Annotated in this window: 13 protein-coding genes; 3 read left to right on the forward strand and 10 right to left on the reverse strand. The window is 67.0% G+C overall.

The window, feature by feature from the left end:
• Nucleotides 1-303 precede the first annotated feature (303 nt).
• Both ACDI39_RS16150 and ACDI39_RS16155 read right to left on the reverse strand, forming a co-directional pair.
• On the reverse strand, nt 304-1,980 hold the full coding sequence (locus ACDI39_RS16150; RefSeq protein ID WP_486536942.1) for an aryl-sulfate sulfotransferase: 1,677 nt from the start codon (nt 1,978-1,980) through the stop codon (nt 304-306).
• Between the two features lie 17 nt (nt 1,981-1,997).
• The gene (locus tag ACDI39_RS16155; RefSeq protein ID WP_486536943.1) at nt 1,998-4,337 is read right to left on the reverse strand and encodes a TonB-dependent receptor; all 2,340 of its coding nucleotides are present in this window, start codon (nt 4,335-4,337) and stop codon (nt 1,998-2,000) included.
• 192 nt (nt 4,338-4,529) lie between these two features.
• Here ACDI39_RS16155 and ACDI39_RS16160 point away from each other — a divergent pair, with 192 nt between their 5' ends.
• Nucleotides 4,530-5,444 carry a LysR family transcriptional regulator gene (locus tag ACDI39_RS16160; protein ID WP_225786677.1) on the forward strand — a complete coding sequence of 305 codons (915 nt, stop codon included), beginning with the start codon at nt 4,530-4,532 and terminating at the stop codon, nt 5,442-5,444.
• 45 nt (nt 5,445-5,489) lie between these two features.
• Here the strand turns inward: ACDI39_RS16160 and ACDI39_RS16165 are convergent, their stop codons facing one another.
• Both ACDI39_RS16165 and ACDI39_RS16170 read right to left on the reverse strand, forming a co-directional pair.
• The gene (locus ACDI39_RS16165) at nt 5,490-6,395 is read right to left on the reverse strand and encodes a TauD/TfdA dioxygenase family protein (RefSeq protein WP_486536944.1); all 906 of its coding nucleotides are present in this window, start codon (nt 6,393-6,395) and stop codon (nt 5,490-5,492) included.
• Nucleotides 6,396-6,431: 36 nt separating this feature from the next.
• Entirely contained in the window at nt 6,432-7,475 is a 1,044-nt protein-coding gene (locus ACDI39_RS16170) for an ABC transporter substrate-binding protein (protein WP_225786679.1), read from the reverse strand.
• A gap of 297 nt (nt 7,476-7,772) precedes the next feature.
• On the opposite strand from ACDI39_RS16170, the gene ACDI39_RS16175 reads away from it, so the two are divergent.
• Together ACDI39_RS16175 and ACDI39_RS16180 are read left to right on the forward strand one after the other, a co-directional pair.
• Nucleotides 7,773-9,353, forward strand: a complete 1,581-nt coding sequence (locus tag ACDI39_RS16175; RefSeq protein WP_253080618.1) for an ABC transporter permease — start codon at nt 7,773-7,775, stop codon at nt 9,351-9,353.
• Nucleotides 9,350-10,213: an ABC transporter ATP-binding protein gene (locus tag ACDI39_RS16180; RefSeq protein WP_225786681.1), complete on the forward strand. Its 864-nt coding sequence runs from the start codon at nt 9,350-9,352 to the stop codon at nt 10,211-10,213. Before ACDI39_RS16175 ends, ACDI39_RS16180 begins: the two co-directional genes overlap by 4 nt.
• A gap of 3 nt (nt 10,214-10,216) precedes the next feature.
• On the opposite strand, the gene ACDI39_RS16185 is transcribed toward ACDI39_RS16180, so the two are convergent.
• The 6 genes from ACDI39_RS16185 to ACDI39_RS16210 form a co-directional block, all read right to left on the reverse strand.
• On the reverse strand, nt 10,217-12,739 hold the full coding sequence (locus ACDI39_RS16185) for a dermonecrotic toxin domain-containing protein (RefSeq protein WP_253080619.1): 2,523 nt from the start codon (nt 12,737-12,739) through the stop codon (nt 10,217-10,219).
• Between the two features lie 71 nt (nt 12,740-12,810).
• Nucleotides 12,811-13,122 (reverse strand): DUF971 domain-containing protein, encoded by a 312-nt coding sequence (locus tag ACDI39_RS16190; protein WP_253080620.1) that lies wholly within the window; start codon nt 13,120-13,122, stop codon nt 12,811-12,813.
• Entirely contained in the window at nt 13,122-14,087 is a 966-nt protein-coding gene (locus tag ACDI39_RS16195) for a HEAT repeat domain-containing protein (protein WP_225786683.1), read from the reverse strand. The genes ACDI39_RS16190 and ACDI39_RS16195 overlap by 1 nt, the downstream gene beginning before the upstream one ends.
• A complete protein-coding gene (locus ACDI39_RS16200) occupies nt 14,084-14,941 on the reverse strand; it encodes an ABC transporter ATP-binding protein (RefSeq protein WP_225786865.1) in 858 nt (285 codons plus the stop codon). The genes ACDI39_RS16195 and ACDI39_RS16200 overlap by 4 nt, the downstream gene beginning before the upstream one ends.
• Nucleotides 14,941-15,723, reverse strand: coding sequence for an ABC transporter permease (locus tag ACDI39_RS16205; protein ID WP_253080621.1), 783 nt, complete (start codon nt 15,721-15,723; stop codon nt 14,941-14,943). Before ACDI39_RS16205 ends, ACDI39_RS16200 begins: the two co-directional genes overlap by 1 nt.
• A 15-nt stretch (nt 15,724-15,738) precedes the next feature.
• On the reverse strand, nt 15,739-17,145 hold the full coding sequence (locus ACDI39_RS16210) for an ABC transporter substrate-binding protein (protein WP_225786685.1): 1,407 nt from the start codon (nt 17,143-17,145) through the stop codon (nt 15,739-15,741).
• Nucleotides 17,146-17,187: the final 42 nt, after the last annotated feature.

Below are 17,187 nucleotides of genomic sequence, written 5' to 3' on the forward strand. Positions count from 1 at the left end.
GGGTGTTCAACGCCTGGGCAGTGAGCGTTTGAAATCTCAAACGAATGCTAAGCGGCTGCTGGGGTGTTGGACAATAGGCTGTTCGAAAAAAAGAACGAATGGTTGAACACCGGGCTGGAATTTCCAGATCGGCGGTGAGGCATGAGCCCCCTTCGTGGCCCCCGCAGGGCCCTGCAAACCACAATTGATGTGTGATCGGCTCGAAGCTTGTGGGAGCGGGCGTGCCCGCGAAAGGGCCAGTGAAGGTTAGACCATGGGCCAGGAGACATCGTGATGGGAGGACCGACGGCCCTCCCGGCAGGGTCAGAACGCCTTGGCGAGGTCGATCACCAGTGCCCGGTAGCCGACGCTCCCTGGCTGGCGGCTGTGCACCTTGAGCTCCACCAGCACCTCCTGGGTACCTCGGCGCACCTCATTGAGCACGGTGGTGGTCAGCTTCTGTGGCGTCAGGTAGCCCACCGACGCCGAATAGATGAACTGGGTGTCGGTATCCGGCCGATACGCCACCACCGAGGTGATCGGGCTGTACCACGCCTCGCCCCGCTCCTTGCCGTACTGCCAGATTTGCTCGACCGTTCCCTTGGTCTCGTCGATCCTGTACTCGACCGCCCGGCTGTAGTTGCCGCTCAGTTTCGTCGGGGCAAAGCCACGTCCCCAGCCATTGTCGAACACCGTCAGCGTGCCCTGCCCGGTCAACCAGGCGGTGTGTTGGGTCCAGGACCAGTCGAAGTCGTCGCTGCCGACCGGGGTCAGCACCTTGGCCTTCAGGTGCGCCGGCCAGCCCTGGGGCGAGGCGAGAATCCACTTCACCGCCTTGTCGCGGCCGATCTTCACCACGCCCTGGTGACGGGCTGAAACGATGATGCTGTCGTCATCGGCGTCGTAGTCGATGGCATTGACGTGGGCCCAGTTGCGCCCGGTGCCGACGCCCGGCGTGTCGCCGAACGGCAGCTCGCCCTCGGCCAGCTCGTTGGCCAGCCGGCTGTCCTGCTTCTGCACGCCATCCGGTAGCTGGATCGCCGCCTTGCCCAGGGTTTCCAGCAAGTCGCCGCGGTACGGGTCGAGGATCTGGTTGAGGTCCCAGAAGTCCAGCACGTCGCCGGCCTCGTTCACTTCGATGATGTGGTCACGGATCGAACGCACGCGCTTGCCGTCCGGACGGCGGTAGTCGCTGGTGCCGACCCGCAGCAGGTAGGTGCCGTGCGCGGTCTCGCGGATCTCGTGGGAGAAGTCGGCGAACTTGTCCGGCAGGCTGCGCTGCCAGATACGCCGGCCGAGCAGGTCGTACTTGGAGTAGGTCTGGCCCTGGCCCCAGATCAGCTTGCCATCGCGGGTCTGCTGGAAGCCCATGGTGCCGCCCAGGCCGTCGCGGCGGTTGGAGTCGTGGATCTGCTCGATGTCCAGGTACCAGCGCACGTCGCCATTGCTGTCGGCGATCCAATTGTTGCCGACCTGGTCCCACTCGGCAGCGCCACCCAGGCCGTTCCACTTGAAGGCGCGCCCGCCCGGGATGTCGCCGAGCAGGTGGTTGAACAGGTACAGGCGCTGCTCGAAGCCTGGCGCGACCTTGACCGGCTCCACCTCGGGCAAGGCGGCCGTCTGCCTGGCCACCACCGGCAGGCGCACGGCAGGCGCGTAGATTTCGTAGCGCTCGCGAATGCGCTCGCCATCGAGCTTGTAGGTGACCTCCACCTGGTTGACGTGATCCGGGTACAGGCCGAACACCGGGATGCCGCCGTAGGTCCACAGCGAGCGGTCGGACACCGCGTAGGCGATGTCCACGCCGCGCTCGCCACGGCCCAGCACCCGTACGTGGGCCGCGCCGAGGATGCGGCCACCGTCACGGATGATGGCGGTCAGCGGCGCCAGGCGATAGGGATTGACCACCACGTCACCGAGCAACGCCTCATCGTGGTCGGGGACCTTGGCGGTGATGCAGGCGCCTTCGGGCAGGCGTGGGGTTTGGGTCTTGGCATTCATGGCAAAGCTCCTTGTGCTCAGAAGTCGTAGCGGGCTGTGGCACCGACGGTGCGCGGCGTGCCGAGCACGCCGGCATAACCGCCGTTGGCGGAGTTCCACAGGCTGGTGAAGTAGGTCTTGTCGCCGGCGTTCTTCACCCACAGCGACAGGTCGAGGACACCGTCGCCCTGGTCCAGGCGCACGCCGGCGGAGAGGTTGACGATGGCGTAGCTGGGAATCTGCCCGTAGTCGGAGTCGTCGATGGTGCCCACCGCCCTGGAGCGGAAGGCGTAACTGGCGGTGAGGTAGGGCTCGATGCGCTCGGCCAGTTGCCAGCTGTACTGGCCATTGAAGTTGGCGATGTACTTGGAGGCGCCGACCACCTGGTGCCCGGTCAGGTCGCAGGTGGCGGTGGCGTCGGCCAGGCTCACCTCCGGCGGGCATGGGGCGTCGTCGTACTCGGTGTAGCGCACGTCGTTCCACGAGCCGTTGACGTTGAGCGTCAGGCCGCGCAGCGGCAGCGCCGTGGCCTCGAACTCCAGGCCCCGGGAACGCACGCTGCCGGCGTTGGCCAGGTACTGCACGCGGTTGACCTGGTCGTAGACGTTGGCCTGGTAGCCATGGACCTCGGCCCAGAACAGGTTGGCGTTGAGTTGCAGGCGGTTGTCCAGCAGGGTGCTCTTGATCCCCAGCTCGGCGTTGTTGACCCGCTCGGTACCGACCAGCAGCGAGTCGGTGCCCAGGCGCGGCGCGGCACCTACGGTGAGGTTGATGCCACCGGACTTCTCGCCGTGGGACAGGCTGGCGTAGCCGAGCACCTCGTCGCTGAAGCGGTAGCTCAGGCTGAGCAGGCCGGAAGGGCTGAAGCTGTACTGGTTGAGGTCGCCCGAGTCGTAGGCGCCGACCCGGCCCTGGCGCGCGGCAGCCGCCCCACCCGTCACCGCCGCACCACCGATCGGCGCGTCGCGGGTGACCCAGGCGCTCTTTTCCTCGTAGGTGCCGCGTACACCGGCGGTGAAGTCCAGGCGCTCGGACAGGTGCCAGGTGCCCTGGGCGAACAGCGCGTAGCTGTCGGTGTCGATGTGGCCGTCGCCGAGGGTCGTGACATTGGCCAGGGCACCGGCCGGGGTGAGGTTCCAGATGTCCGCCTGGGGGCCGAAGTAGGTGAAGGACTTGTTGTCCAGGTCTTGCTTGAAGTAGTAAGCGCCCAGCACATAGTCGAAGAACCCACCGGTGGGCGAGGCCAGGCGCAGCTCCTGGGAGTATTGCTTGTCGCGGACCGAGACGCCGGCATTGTGGGCGGCTGCCACGTTGAGCCCGTCGTCGTTGCGCGGGGTGAAGTCCCACCAACGGTAGGCGGTGATCGAGGTCAGGGTGAAATCGTTGGGTAGGGTCCAGTTGGCCTCCACCGAGGTGCCGCCCTGGAATACCTTGACCATCTGGTCGGCGTCGAAATTGACCTTGCGGTCCTTGCCCGACACCAGCGTGGCGCCGGCCTGGGCCGCCAGGCTCTCGTAGCGGTTGACGCCGTTGATGGTCGGCCCGGTGCTGTAGAGGCTGAGGATGCCGTTGTTGGAGTCTTCCTCGTTGTATTCGCCGATCCAGCGCAGGTTGAAGGTCTCGCTCGGCGCGAACAGCAACTGGGTACGAAAGCCCTGGCGCTTGCCGCCGTTGAGGTCGTCGCCGTTGTAGACGTTCTTCACATAACCGTCGTCCTCGGTGTGGTAGGCGCTGATGCGCCCGGCGAGGGTTTCGCTGAGCGGCCCGGAGAAGCTGCCCTGGGTCTGCCAGTAGCCGTCTTCGCCCAGGGACGACTGGATGCTGCCCTCGCGGTGGAAGGTCGGCTTGCGGGTGGTGATGTTGAGCACCCCGGCGGTGGTGTTCTTGCCGAACAGCGTACCCTGCGGGCCACGCAGCACTTCCAGTTGCTCGACGTCGAGCAGGTCGAACACCGCCATGCCCGGGCGGCCCAGGTAGACGTTGTCCAGGTAGACACCGACGCTGCCTTCCAGGCCGTCGCTGGCCGGATTGTTGCCCAGGCCGCGAATGGAAATGCTCGACTGACGGGCGTGGACGTAGGCGACATTGGTGCTCGGCACCAGTTGCTGCAGGTCCTGGACCCGGTAGATCCGCTGGGTTTCCAAGGTTTCGCTGCCGAGCACGCTGATCGGCGTGGGTACGCTCTGGGCGGTCTCCTCACGGCGGCGGGCATTGACCGTGACGGTGCCGAGCCTGGCGTCCTGCTGGGCCGCCGGGGCCACGTCGACCGGCGCTTGCTCGGCGAAGCTGCCGCCGGCCGTGGCCAGCAGCACGCCGGCGGCCAAGGGTTGCAGGGAGAACAGCGACACGCGGGCTGGCCAACGGTGAAGTCGGGACATGCAAATGCTCCTTGAGGCATGGGCCCTGGCGAGCATTTCCGTTGGCGGAACCGAATCGCGGTCAGGCAGGCTTATATTCTTTTAAGAGATATAAATATTTGTAATTCATATTTTGTGGAATAAGTAACTCCCTTTATAAGGATCGAGACCCTCATCAGCAATTGCATTCGACCGAAAGTTTCCATGTAGAAAATGCATATCGATCTCCGCCAGCTCCGCCACTTCATCGCCCTTGTCGAGCACCGCAGTTTCGTCGCGGCGGCGGCGGCGGTGAACCTGTCGCAATCGGCCTTCAGCCGCAGCATCCAGACGCTGGAACACAACGTCGGCTGCCGCCTGGTCGACCGCGCCAGCAAGGAACTGGCGCCGACCCGCCAGGGCCTGCTGGTGCTGGAACACTCGCGGCGCCTGGTGCACGGGGCGCACAACCTGGTCAACGAGATCAACCAGTTCAACGGCGCCACCACCGGGGTGGTGCGCTTCGGTTCCGGCCCGGCGCCGGCTGGGGGCCTGGTCCCTCGGGCGGTGGCGCGCTTCGTCGCCGAGTACCCGGCAGCGCGTACCTGTTTCCAGGTGGATAACTGGCAGGCGCTGAACCGCAGGCTGGTCGCCGAGGAGATCGAGTTCTTCGTCGCCGACACCCGCCAGTTCGAGGCCGACCCGGACTACCAGGTGCACAAGCTGACCCCGCAGCGCTGGCATTTCTGCTGCCGGGCCGGGCATCCCTTGACCGAGCGTGCCGAAGTGCACGCCCGCGACCTGTTCGACTACCCCCTGGCCACCACCTTCCGCCCGCCGAACATCCGCAAGGTCCTCGGCGACCTCAGCGGCCGCCAGGACTTCCTGCCCAGCGTGGAATGCGAGCATGGCTATGCGCTACTCAACGTGGTGCTGCATTCGGACACCCTGGGCATCGCCTGCAGCGCGAACCTGCGGCCTTACCAGCGGGAAGGGGGGTTGGTGGCACTGGAGCTTGCCGACCTTGCGCCGGAGCAGGAGGAAGCGTTCTACACCCGTTATGGGGTGGTGAGCCGGGTGGGGTATGGGTTGTCGGCGTTGGCACAGGGGTTGGTCAGGCAATTGATTGCCTGTGACAAAGAGGTGTAGCTGGCAGGGGCCGCTTCGCAGCGGCCCCAGGATCCATTGACCGGCTCACCCCTTGCGGAGGGTCCGGCTCAGTTGCCCATCCACCCCCACCGGCACCTCGCCCGCCAAGGTCACCCGGCGCACCACCCGTGGCTGGGTGCCATAGTCATCCACCGCATAATGCTGGGTCGCGCGGTTGTCCCAGATCGCCACGTCACCGGCCTGCCAACGCCAGCGCACGGTGTTCTCCAAGCGCGTCACGTGCCCCTGCAGCAAGGAGAACAGGTAGGCCGAATCGGCCTGCGAGTACCCCTTGATGCGCTTGACGAAGTGCCCCAGCTGCAGCACCCGCTCGCCACTGACCGGATGCACACGGACCACCGGGTGCTCGGTCTCGTACACCGTCGAGGTGAATATCTTGCGGTAGCGCTCGAGCTTCTCGGGCTCGACATCCGGCTTGGCACCGGCATAGTCGTATTCGTTGCTGTGCACCGCCCAGAGCTTGTCAGCCAGCTCGCGCAGCGGCTCAGGCAGGCTTTGATAGGCCGCGGCGGTGTTGGCCCACACCGTGTCGCCCCCCGAGGCCGGTGCCACCACGCTGCGCAGGATCGAGGCCTTGGGGTAGGCGTCGACGAAGGTCACGTCGGTGTGCCAGGAATTGGCCCGCTGGCCCTCGGCGCCATCGAGCTGCAGCAGGTAGCTGGTGCCATCGACCACCGGCACGGTGGGGTGGGCGACCGGCTCGCCGAGCAGCTTGGCGAAAGCTTCCTGGCCCTGGTCGTCCAGGTGGTCCTGGCCCCGGAAGAAGATCACCTTGTATTGCACCAGGGCGGCCTGGATGGCGTCGAGGGTGGCGGCGTCCAGGTCGGCGGACAGTTTCACGCCCCGGATCTGGGCACCGATACGGCCGGCGACCGGCTGGATGTCGAGTTCGGGGATCTGTGGCGCGGCGGCCAATGCAGCGTTGCTCATGTCGTGCTCCTCACGGTCGATGATGGGGTTGCGGGTTCAGCGGACGGCCTGCACGGCCCGGGCCTGTTGCAGGGCGGCATCGAGAAAGCGTGGCTCGATCCATTCGGACACCTGGAAGCCACGGCGGATCAGGCGTTCCTTGGCGGCAAGGTCCACGCCCTGCTGCAGCAGGCCGACGAATTCGGCATCCAGGCGGGGATCGAAGTAGTGGGCGAGGTCCTCCTGGGCCAGGTCGTCGCTCAGGATGGAGCGCGGCCAGTTGGCGGTGCTCGCCACCAGCTCGATGTAGGCGTCGCGGTTGTGCTCGTTTCGCAGCCACTGCACCGCCTGCTGCTGGGCATTGACCAGCCGCTGCACCAGGTCAGGGTGCTGGCGGATGAACTCGCCGGTGCCCAGCAACACCGACTGGGTACTGCCGGCCCCCTCCAGGTCGCGCGAGTTCACCGGCAACTCGACCAGGCCACGCTCGCGCAGCGACAGCAGGCTGGACAGGCCCCAGGTGGCGTCGATCTGCTTGGCTGCCAAGGCGGCGTTGGCCGCGTTGAAGTCGAGGTTGATGACCTTCAGCTCGCGCTCGGACAGGCCCTGGCTGGCCAGCGCGCTGGCGAACGACAGCTGGTTGGCGGTGCCACGGAACACCGCCACGCGCTTGCCCTTGAGGTCGTGCAGGCTGTGGATACCCGAGCCGGGCACCACGCCCAGGTAGCTCTTGACCCCACGTACCCCGGCGGACAGCACGCGGGTATCCAGGCCATTGGCCTTGCCGATGATCGCCGCCAGATCGCCCAAGTAAGCGAAGTCCGCCTGGCCGTTGGCCAGGGCTTCGTTGACCACCGGCCCGGCGCCCTTGAAGAAGCGCCACTCGATACGGATACCGTCCTTGGCGAATTCCTTTTCCAGCAACTGCTGGTCACGCAGCACATCCACCACGCCTCCAGCGCTGGGCTTGCTGCCGGCGCTGAGGTCAGGCACGGCGATACGGATGCTGTCCGGCCTGGCCGTATCGGCGGCCTGGGCGCTCAGGGCGAATGCACTCAGCAGTCCGAAGGCACTGAGCAAGTGGCGAAAGGGCGTGTTCATGACAAGGCTCCTTGGCAGGCTGCCACCGGCGATGGCCGGCGCTTTGCCCAGAAGCTAGGCTGTCCGGATTAGAACCGACAAAGATCAAAACTTCATTTTTTAGTAACCAAAAGACATAAATCAGGCGACATGCGCCTTCGCGACGGGCTTGCGCAACGCGCATGGAAAATATGAGGAAAACGCAACGGCACAGGGCTTCCACGTACCACCGGCCCATGCTCTTATCCCTTGAGCAGCGATCTAGTGAATTTTTAATTCCATAAACGCATAAATCAAAAACGCTTCGAGGGATGCCTGATGAGCGAAATCCTGAGCACGAGTCCATGGCGTCTGCGGGGGGCGCTTGGCGCTTTCGCCACTCCAGGCGCTCACCTCCTGCCGTGGGTGCTGCCCTTGGCCCTGGCCGCCTTGTGGGTCACGGCCAGCCGCCTGCACTGGATGAGCGAACAGATCCTGCCGGCGCCGGCGCTGGTCTGGCAGAGCGCGCAGGAATTCGGTGCGGGCGAACTGTGGAGCCACCTGTGGATCAGCCTGCAACGGCTGTTCTGGGGCCTTTTGCTGGGTATCGCCAGTGGCTTGTTGCTGGGGGCCTGGCTTGGCGCGTCGCGTCGGGCACAGGCGCTGGTGCTGCCGACGTTCGTGGCCCTCGCGCAAATCCCCACGCTGGCCTGGATTCCGCTGTTCATGCTGTTCTTCGGTATCGGCGAACTGCTCAAGCTGGTGGTGCTGGTCAAGGCGGTGATCGTGCCGGTGACGCTGCACACGCTGGTCGGGGTGCGCGATGCCCAGCCCAAGCTGCGCGAAGCCGCTGCCGTGCTGCGCCTGCCGCCGCACCTGCTGTTCCTGCGCCTGCTGCTACCGGCCGCCCTACCCGCCTTCCTCGCCGGCGTACGCCTGGCCCTGGCCACCGGCTGGACATCGCTGCTGGCCGTGGAGTTGCTGGCCTCCAGCGAAGGCATCGGCTACCTGATGGTCTGGGGGCGGCAGCTGTTCATGCTCGACCTGGTGTTGCTCTGCATCCTGCTGATCGGCCTGGTCGGCGCCTGCATGGACCGTGGTTTCTCGACACTGGAGCGCCGCCTGCTGTACTGGCCGCAACCGGCCATGGGCGAGCAACCGCGCAGCACCGCCCCACGGAGTTGGCAGGGCCTACTGCTGCCGGTGGCGCTACTGGCGCTGTGGCAGGCCGCCAACAGCCTCGGCTGGGTCGACGGCAACATCCTCACCTCGCCGCTGGAGGTCCTGCGCAGCCTGCTGGCAGGGCTGGCGGACGGCTCGCTGCCCGAGGCCCTGTACCTGAGCCTGCAGCGCAGCCTCGTCGGCCTGCTGCTGGGTGGTGGTGCAGGCTTCGCCCTGGGCTTGCTGCTGGGCCTGGCGCCGGTGGCCGAGCGCCTGCTCGGGCCAAGCCTGTCGGCGCTGCGCCAAGTAGCGCTGTTCGCCTGGGTGCCGCTGCTCACCGCCTGGTTCGGCCTGGGCGAAGGGGCCAAGGTGGTGTTCGTCGCCCTGGCGGCGTTCTTCCCCTTGTTCATCGCCACCCAGCGCGGTATCGCCAGCCTCTCGCCGCAACTGGGCGAGGCGGCCCGCGCGCTGCGCCTGGGCTTGCCGCAACGCCTGCGCCTGCTGGTGCTGCCGGGTGCGGCCCCGTCGATCTTCGCCGGCCTGCGCCTGTCGCTCATCTATGCCTGGCTGGGCACCCTCGGCGCGGAATACTTCATGCCCTCCGATGGTGGCATCGCCAGCCTCATGCTCGGCGCCCAACAGCTGTTTCGCATGGACCAGGTGATGGCCGCCATGGTCTTGATCGGCCTGGTCGGCGCCCTGCTGGGCAGCCTCGGACAACGCCTCGAATCACGCGCCACGCGCTGGAGAACCGCATGAACGCTTTCAACACCTCGGCCCTGCACGCGGCCAACCAACCCGACGTCACTCCGCCACTGGTCAGCTTCGAGCGGGTCGGCAAGGTCTTCTCGGTGGACGGCCAGCCCTTCGAAGCCATCCGCGACTTCGACCTGACGATAGACGAGGGCGAGTTCATCGCCATCGTCGGTGCCTCCGGTTGTGGCAAGTCCACCCTTCTGCGCCTGCTGGTGGGGCTGGACACCGACTACAGCGGCAGCATCCGCGTCGATGGCCAGCCCGTCAGCGGCATCGGCGGCGAACGCGGCATCGTGTTCCAGGAACATCGGCTGTTCCCCTGGCTGACCGTGGAGCAGAACATCGGCCTGGGGCTGGTCAACGAGAAGCTCACCCAGGGCGAGCGTGCCCGCAAGGTGCACGCGTTCGTCCAGTTGGTGGGCCTGGTGGGCTTCGAGTCGGCCTACCCACACCAGCTCTCCGGGGGCATGGCCCAGCGCGTGGCGATCGCCCGTGGCCTGGTGGCCAGCCCGCGCATCCTGTTGCTCGACGAGCCGTTCGGCGCCCTCGATGCCCTGACCCGACAGCAATTGCAGGACGAGCTGCTGGCGATCCGCGAACGCGCCGGCATCACCACCCTGCTGGTCACCCACGATGCCGAGGAAGCGACCTACCTGGCCGACCGTGTGGTGGTGCTGGAGCCACGTCCGGGGCGGATCAAGGCGGTGGTGGAAATCGACCTGCCGCACCCGCGCCAGCGCACCGGCGTGGCCCTGCACGGTTTACGCGAGAAGGTGCTGCACCAGATCACCGGCGGCGAGGGCTACTTGCCGGCGCCCGTGCACAGGATCGAGAGCCTGCGCCCCGAGTTGATCGCCCTGTAGCGTTCAACGCCATCGCGCAGCGGGGAAGAAGCGCTCTACCAGCCCCTCGTCGGCCACGCGCCCGGCATAGGCCTGACGGTCGAACACCTGGCCGGTGCGCAGCTCATGGACAGGCTCGCCAAAGGGCCTGTCCACTTCGCGAAGCCTGAACGTGACGAAGCGGTAGTGCTCGCCCCGCACTTCGCCGACCCCGTCGATACGGAAGCACCGCCCAGGGAGGAACAGGACCTCCGCCTCCTGCCAGTGCAGCGACATCGGCGCCACCGGTGCGCCGCTGGTTTCTTCGCTACCGACCAGTTCGTACAGCACCGTATCGTCGTCGAACCAGGCTGACGCCTGCGCAAGCGGGCTGTCGGCAACGTCCGGCGGCAACATGAACCGGCGCGGGATGAAGGGATTGCTGGTGAAGGACGTGATGTCGGTGCTGACCAACAGGTCGCCGGCCTTGATCTCACCGGCGCGGTAACGGGCCCCCAGGCTGACGCGCGGGCTGCGCCCTCCTCGCCAGAGCAGCGAAGCCTTGCTCTTGGGCAACTGCTCCAGCGAGTCGGCCAAACGCTCGACGAAATCGCGCAGCTCGTCTTGCGCGATCCCTTGCAACCGCGACCTTTCGCCCCTGAACAGGTCGTTGACCTTGGCCATGTGGCCGCTGTACTCCATGACCAGGTCGTTATGGAACTCGCCCTCCTGCCTGAACGTATAGAAGCGCACCCCATCGCGCTCGACGAAGTGGTGGCCGAAGCGGTCCGCCTGCGCCATGTGCCCTTCGAAAACGGGCAGGCCTGCCTCTTCCAGGTGTGCGGCCTGTCGGGCCAGGAGCGCACGCGACAGGCTGTCGCTCGATCGCCTGTCGGCTTGCATGTAGGTGTCCCAGAACTGCCTCACCAGCCCATCCATGTCGCCGCCCGGTGCATACAACCGCCACCGGCCGTCCCGGCCCCGACGCACCAGCAGGCTCGGCTCCAGGGCATCCAGGTCTTGCACGACCATCCAGCAGGACAGCGAGGCGTGATAGCGCACCGGCAAGGACATCGCCTGCATTTCGATCCAGGTAGCGCCATCGTCGTCGAGCATCACACCTTCGAGTGGGCCGCCCCTACCCGGTGGCTCCGTGGGCACGCGGTTGTTGTCGAGCAGCCCAAGGCGCTCTGCTACCTGCCGGGCATCCTCGACCGGCTCCCAGGCTTGCGGTGTGAGCCGCAACCAATGTGGCGGATACGGGTGGACCAGGGCCTTGAGCCCAAGGCCTGCGTCGATGATCGAGAACACCACGACCAGCGCATCACCGAACGCCTCGAGGATAGCCCGGTCGCGTGCCCCGCTGGATCGAGCACGCACCGCCATGTCGATGTCCAGCACCATGCGCGCGGTACCGGCCCCCAGCATGGCCAGGCCGATCGGCCAGGCTGCAGCCGCGAAAATGCCGAACACCTGGATGAACGCGCCCAGGTAGCCGCGCCAGAGCTGCTTGCGCAGTTCGGCATTGCCGACCAGGTTGTGCAGGACGGTGTTGAGGTCGGCCTTCGCCCACAGCTGCAGGGTGTCGAAAAGGTCCGGCAGCATCAACTCGCGGCCTTCGCCAAAGGGCCACGTCGGCGTGGTGAACGAGCCAACACGCTGGCGCAGCATCTGCAACCGGCCCCGCCGCTCGGCCACCGGCGCCCGTTGGTCCACCCTGTACAGGGCGTCTACCCAAGCCTGCCCGTCGCTCCCGGCCAGGCGCTGGGCGATCCAGGTCAGCATCGCGGCGTGGTTGGCGAATGCCCGCAAGGGCATGGCCAGGGTCGGCGCGTAGAGCACGACGCGGCCTGACTCGTGGCTCAACGTGAACAGGTGCCCTGCGCCCGGTGTGTAGTGTCGCACGCTCGTGCCGGGCCCATGCCCGGAGCGCGCCAGCCGCGCCAGCGTCAGCGGTTGCCCGGCCTCGAAGCCGAGCCAGGCCAGCAAGTGCCTGCGATCACGCCTTTCCAGCAGCCCGGCCCGCACGCCTTCGTCGATCGCGGCGATGAAACGCGCCTTGGCCAGTAGCGCGAAGTCTTCGCCCTCCTCGCCCCAGAAGCGCTCGACACGGGCACGCATCACGGAGGCGAAATCCAGCCGCCACAAATCATCCATCACCGCCTGCGGCAGCAGCGCCACTTGATCGTCAACGCCATATTCGCCCGCACCGGCCGCCCGCGTGTAGAACCCGCCGAACACGGGCAGCACGTCGGGCGCTGCCTGAAAGCCACCGGCGAAGCGGTGGATCAACAGTTCAGTGAAACGCATCGAGCAGCGCGGCGGGCCGGCATGGCGCCAGCCGGTGAACGTCGGGGCACTGACACCGCTGTCGAATACGTGCCACCAGACGTTGTCGGGGTCCAGCGCCTGGCCGGTATGCTCACGCAGATAGACGCCCGCCGCTTCATGGGCCAAGCGGTAGGGGTCGGGCCAGGCCGCAAGGTATCGACGGGCCTTGTCCATCACCGCTCGCGCATCGCCCAGGGAGGCCAGGCTGCGTGCGTAGTGTTCACTATCGATTGCCATGTGAAGATCCTTGGTCAAGAAGGATCCTCGATTAGGCGCACACGCTCTCCCTGCAAGGCGTTAACACTTTCCTACCCGCTCGGCGCGTCCTGTGCCGAGAGGGCTGCGCCCCCCAGTTCGCGCAGGTACGCCCAGGGATAGATGCCCTTGTCGTGCCCGTCGCTGAACACCAATTGGACGCCATAGCCATGTGGCGCGATGCGCTCCAGGCGCACATCGTCGCGCACCAGGGCGATCCCCCCGCGCAGCTTCGTCGCCCGGCACCACGAGCAGGGGCAGGCACCGCGCAGTCGGACATGGCTGATCACCTGCTCAGCATCGCGCCATTGCACGCTCAACTGCCTCGCACCACGCTGGTTGCGCAGGGCGCTGGGAGCGTCCATCAGGCCGCCCCTTGCAACTGCGCCAGGGCGATGCGCACAGCCTTGCGCACTTCCGGGTCGCTGTCTGCCTCGGCTGCCTGCAATGCCGGCAGGGCCTGGGCCCTGCCCAGCTCGCCCAGGGCCAGCGCCGCTTCCTTGCGCAGGTTGGCGATCCTATGGCCGAGCAAGGTGGCCAGCGCATCCAAGGCCTGGCCATGGCGCAGGCGCCCCAGCGAGCGGGCCGCCCGCAGGCGCACCTGCCAGTAGCTGTCGTCCAGCGCCGCGACCAACGCCGCCCCCGCATCGCCCACGCCCACCTTGCCCAAGGTCGTGGCGGCCTCTTCGCGTACCTGCCAGGCGTCGTCGCGCAGGGCTGCGACCAGGGCCGGCAGAACACTGGCATCACGGGCCAGCCCCAAGGCGCCGATCGCTGCACGGCGGACCTCGGTGTCCGCTTCTTCCTCCGCCAAACGGGCCAATGCCGGCAAGGCGGGCACGTGCTTGAGCCAACCGAGGATACCCACCGCCTCACGGCGCACCGAGGCGTCGGCGTCGGCGAGCGCCAGCAGCGCTGGCCCGGCGGCATCCTCCAGGCGCAGCTCGCGCAGGGCACGCAAGGCACTGGCGCGGACGAAGGCATCGGCATGGCCCACCCACGGCAGGATGAGCGGCCCGGCTTCCAGCGACTTGAGTTCGCTCAGGCTCTGGGCCGCCGCCAGGCGCACCGCTTCGTCAGCATCAGCCAGGGCGGCGCACAACGCCTGGACCACCTCGGGCTCTTCCCAGGCCTCCAGCAAGCGCGCGGCCTCGGCCCGCACCGTGGCATCGGCGTCGACCAGCACGGCGTCGGTCAACCAGGGCAGGCCGTCCGGGTCTTCCAGGTCGGCCAGGGCGATCAGGGCGATGCGCCGCACGCCTGCGTCGGCATCGGCCAGGCGTGGCAGCAGTTCGAGGATGTCGGGGTTGTCGGTGGTACGTTCGGTCATAGGGCTATCCGCAGCGGTGGGTGGTCGGCATCGGGCAGGCCCAGCGGCGTCAGACGCGGCAGTTCGCGGCCTTCTTCATGTCGCAGCAGGGCCAGGCAATGGCGCTTGAGGTGGGTGAAGGCCGGGCTGGTCAGCAAGCCAGCCTGGCGCGGACGGGCGAAGTCCAGGCGCAGGTCCTCGATGATGCGCCCGGGGCGCGGGCTCATGACCAGCAGACGGTCGGCGAGGAACAGCGCCTCGTCGATGTCATGGGTAACGAACACCACGGTGGTACGGATGCGCGCCCAGATGTCCAGGAGCAACGCCTGCATGCGCGAGCGGGTCTGGGCATCGAGGGCGCCGAAGGGCTCGTCCATCAGCAGCAGGCGCGGCCGGTTGATGAGCACCCGGGCGATCTCGGCACGCTGCTGCATGCCGCCGGAAAGCTGGTTGGGCCAGCGCCCGGCGAAGTCGGCCAGGCCCACCAGGCGCAGCATTTCACCCGCCTGGCGGTGCCGTTCGGCCTTGCCCAAACCTTGCATCTTCAGGCCGAAGGCGACGTTGTCGAGCACGCTGCGCCAGGGCAGCAGGGTATGGTGCTGGAACACCATGCCGCGCTGGGGCGAAGGCCCGTCGATGGCCTGGCCATCCACCCGCAACTGGCCGGAGCTGGGCGCCAGGTGCCCGGCCAGGGCGCCCAGCAAGGTCGATTTGCCGCAGCCGGATGGCCCGAGGATGCAGACGAACTCGCCAGGGGCAATGGCCAGGTCCAGCGCCTGTACCGCTTCGAACGCCTCGCTGCCCTGCCCCAGGCGGATGGACAGCCCACGTGCCTCGATGCGCCCGGGCTCCGGCGCCTGTCGATAGCTGCCCATCATGCGCCCCTCCGTGCCCGGCACCAAGGCGTGGCCAGCGCGCCCAGGCGCTTGACCAGTGCGCTGCTGCCCATGCCCAGCACACCGATCAGCAACATGCCGACGATGATGTCCGGGTAGTTCTGCAGGGTGTAGGACTCCCAGGTGTAGTAGCCGATGCCGAACTGCCCGGAGATCATCTCGGCGGTCACCAGGCAAAACCACGAGGTGCCCATGCCGATGGCCAACCCAGTGACGATGCTCGGCAGCGCCCCTGGCAGGACCACCTCGCGCAGTATCGCGTAGCGGCTGGCGCCCAGGCTGCGCGCCGAGGCCACCAGGCGCGGGTCGATCGCCTCGACACCATGCACGGTGTTGAGCAATACCGGAAACAGCGCCCCGGTGAAGGTGATGAACACCATCGACAGTTCCGAGGACGGGAACATCAGGATCGCCAGCGGGATCCAGGCCACCGCCGGGATCGGCCGCAGCACTTCCAGAGGCGGCAGCAAGGTGTCCTCGGCCCATTTCGAGCGGCCGATCAGCAGGCCCAACGTCACCCCCAGCACGGCGGCGACCAGGTACCCGGCGAAGACCCGCGACAGGCTGCTGCCCAGGTGTGCCAGCAAGGCACTGGAGGCCAGCAACTGCCAAGCGGCGTCGAGCACGGCCCGTGGCGTGGGCACGTAGGTGAAGGTGAACAGCCCCAGGTCCAGCTTCAGCCTGGCGGCCAGGTGCCAGAACAGCAGGCAGGCCAGCAGGGAAGCCAGGCGCAGGGGCCAGCGCTTGAGATCGCGGCTCATGAGGGTGTCTCCCGGTCAGCGCTGGGCAAGCAGCTTCTGGTTGGCGCTGACGAAGTCCAGTGCCTCGCCACCGTGCGCCTGGGCATAGCGCTGCGCCTGCTCCTTCAGCAGGAAGGCGGCCAGCTCACCCTTGGCGTTGCGTACGAACCAAGCTTGGTTGGCGAGCAACTTGATGCCGCTGTCGGCGGCCTGGGCGTAGATAGCGCGGATGTCCTTGCCCGCTTGCTCCAGCTGCGCCAGGGCGCTGAGCGCGGCTTCGGGCGAGGCATAGTGGCGGACCTTATCCTCGCCGCGCACCCAAATCTGCGCCAGGCGGCTGAAGTCGGTGATCGGCTTGCCGGTCAGCGCATCCGTGGCCTGCAACGGCAGCGGGTCGTAGTTGTGCAGGGCCTTGTCATAGTCGAGTCCGGCTTGCGCGAAGGCGGCACGGATATACCTGTCGTCGATGAACCTGTCGGTGTCCAGACCACGGTCGGTCTTCTTCAGCAACTTGAGGGTATCGATGGAGGTCGCCACGGCCTGGCGGTATTCCGGTTTCCAGGTCAGGTCGCGGGTTTGCAGGCCGAGCGGGCCGTGGAACAGGTAGTTGACCTCAGCCTCGATGCCGGTGACTTTCTCGATCAGCTCGCTGTACTTTTCCGGCTCGGCGGCGATCAGGCGGTCGGCTTCGAGGCTCGCTCGCAGGTAGGCGGTGACCACTTCGGGGTACTTCTGCGCATAGTCGGCATCCACCAGGGCACCATGCAGCGTCGGCGCGTTGGCCTGGGAACCATCGTAGATCTTGCGGGCGAAGCCACGGTTGGGGAACAGCTCGGCGAACGGTACGAAGTCGGCGTGGGCCTCGATACGGTTGCTGCGCAGGGCGGAGCCGGCGATTTCCGGCGCCTGGGCAATGATCCGCACGTCCTTCTGCGGGTCCCAGCCCTGGGCGGCGATGGCCCGCAGCAGCATGCCGTGGGCGGTGGAGGCGAAGGGCACGGAGATGGTCTTGCCCTTGAGCTCGGCCAACGACTGCACGGCGGACGCGGCCGGCACCACGATGCCGTTGCCGCTGCCCTGCACGCTGCCGGACAGCACGCTGATGAACAGGCTGCGCTTGCCGGCATCGAGGTGGGCGACACCGTTGAACGAGCCTGGGAAGTCGGCCATGGCGCCGAAGTCGAGCTTGCCGGCGACCATCTCGTTGGTCAGCGGCGCGCCGCTGGTGAAGTTCTTCCATTCGATCTGGTACTTCGCATCCTTGTACTTGCCGTCATGGGGCAGGTACTTCTCCAGCAGGCCCAGCTCGCGGATCAGCAGGCCGCCGGTGGCGCAGTTGATGGTGGTGTCCTGTGTGCCGATGGCCACACGGATGGTCTGGGCATTGGCGTTCAGGCCAACGATCGCCAGCGCGAGGCCGGCCACGGTTGCAACAAGGCGCATGGGTGTTTCCCCTCGAATCGTTTGAGTCATTGGAGTCGTCTC

It is taken from the genome of Pseudomonas sp. Tun-23181, assembly GCF_057415455.1.

Bases quoted from the DNA above. Each gene is read 5' to 3' on its own strand.
- ACDI39_RS16200 (WP_225786865.1), bottom strand. From the start codon at position 14,941: ATGGGCAGCTATCGACAGGCGCCGGAGCCCGGGCGCATCGAGGCACGT.
- ACDI39_RS16175 (WP_253080618.1), top strand. From the start codon at position 7,773: ATGAGCGAAATCCTGAGCACGAGTCCATGGCGTCTGCGGGGGGCGCTT.
- ACDI39_RS16150 (WP_486536942.1), bottom strand. From the start codon at position 1,980: ATGAATGCCAAGACCCAAACCCCACGCCTGCCCGAAGGCGCCTGCATC.
- ACDI39_RS16195 (WP_225786683.1), bottom strand. From the start codon at position 14,087: ATGACCGAACGTACCACCGACAACCCCGACATCCTCGAACTGCTGCCA.
- ACDI39_RS16165 (WP_486536944.1), bottom strand. From the start codon at position 6,395: ATGAGCAACGCTGCATTGGCCGCCGCGCCACAGATCCCCGAACTCGAC.
- ACDI39_RS16170 (WP_225786679.1), bottom strand. From the start codon at position 7,475: ATGAACACGCCCTTTCGCCACTTGCTCAGTGCCTTCGGACTGCTGAGT.
- ACDI39_RS16210 (WP_225786685.1), bottom strand. From the start codon at position 17,145: ATGCGCCTTGTTGCAACCGTGGCCGGCCTCGCGCTGGCGATCGTTGGC.
- ACDI39_RS16160 (WP_225786677.1), top strand. From the start codon at position 4,530: ATGCATATCGATCTCCGCCAGCTCCGCCACTTCATCGCCCTTGTCGAG.
- ACDI39_RS16190 (WP_253080620.1), bottom strand. From the start codon at position 13,122: ATGGACGCTCCCAGCGCCCTGCGCAACCAGCGTGGTGCGAGGCAGTTG.
- ACDI39_RS16205 (WP_253080621.1), bottom strand. From the start codon at position 15,723: ATGAGCCGCGATCTCAAGCGCTGGCCCCTGCGCCTGGCTTCCCTGCTG.
- ACDI39_RS16180 (WP_225786681.1), top strand. From the start codon at position 9,350: ATGAACGCTTTCAACACCTCGGCCCTGCACGCGGCCAACCAACCCGAC.
- ACDI39_RS16185 (WP_253080619.1), bottom strand. From the start codon at position 12,739: ATGGCAATCGATAGTGAACACTACGCACGCAGCCTGGCCTCCCTGGGC.
- ACDI39_RS16155 (WP_486536943.1), bottom strand. From the start codon at position 4,337: ATGTCCCGACTTCACCGTTGGCCAGCCCGCGTGTCGCTGTTCTCCCTG.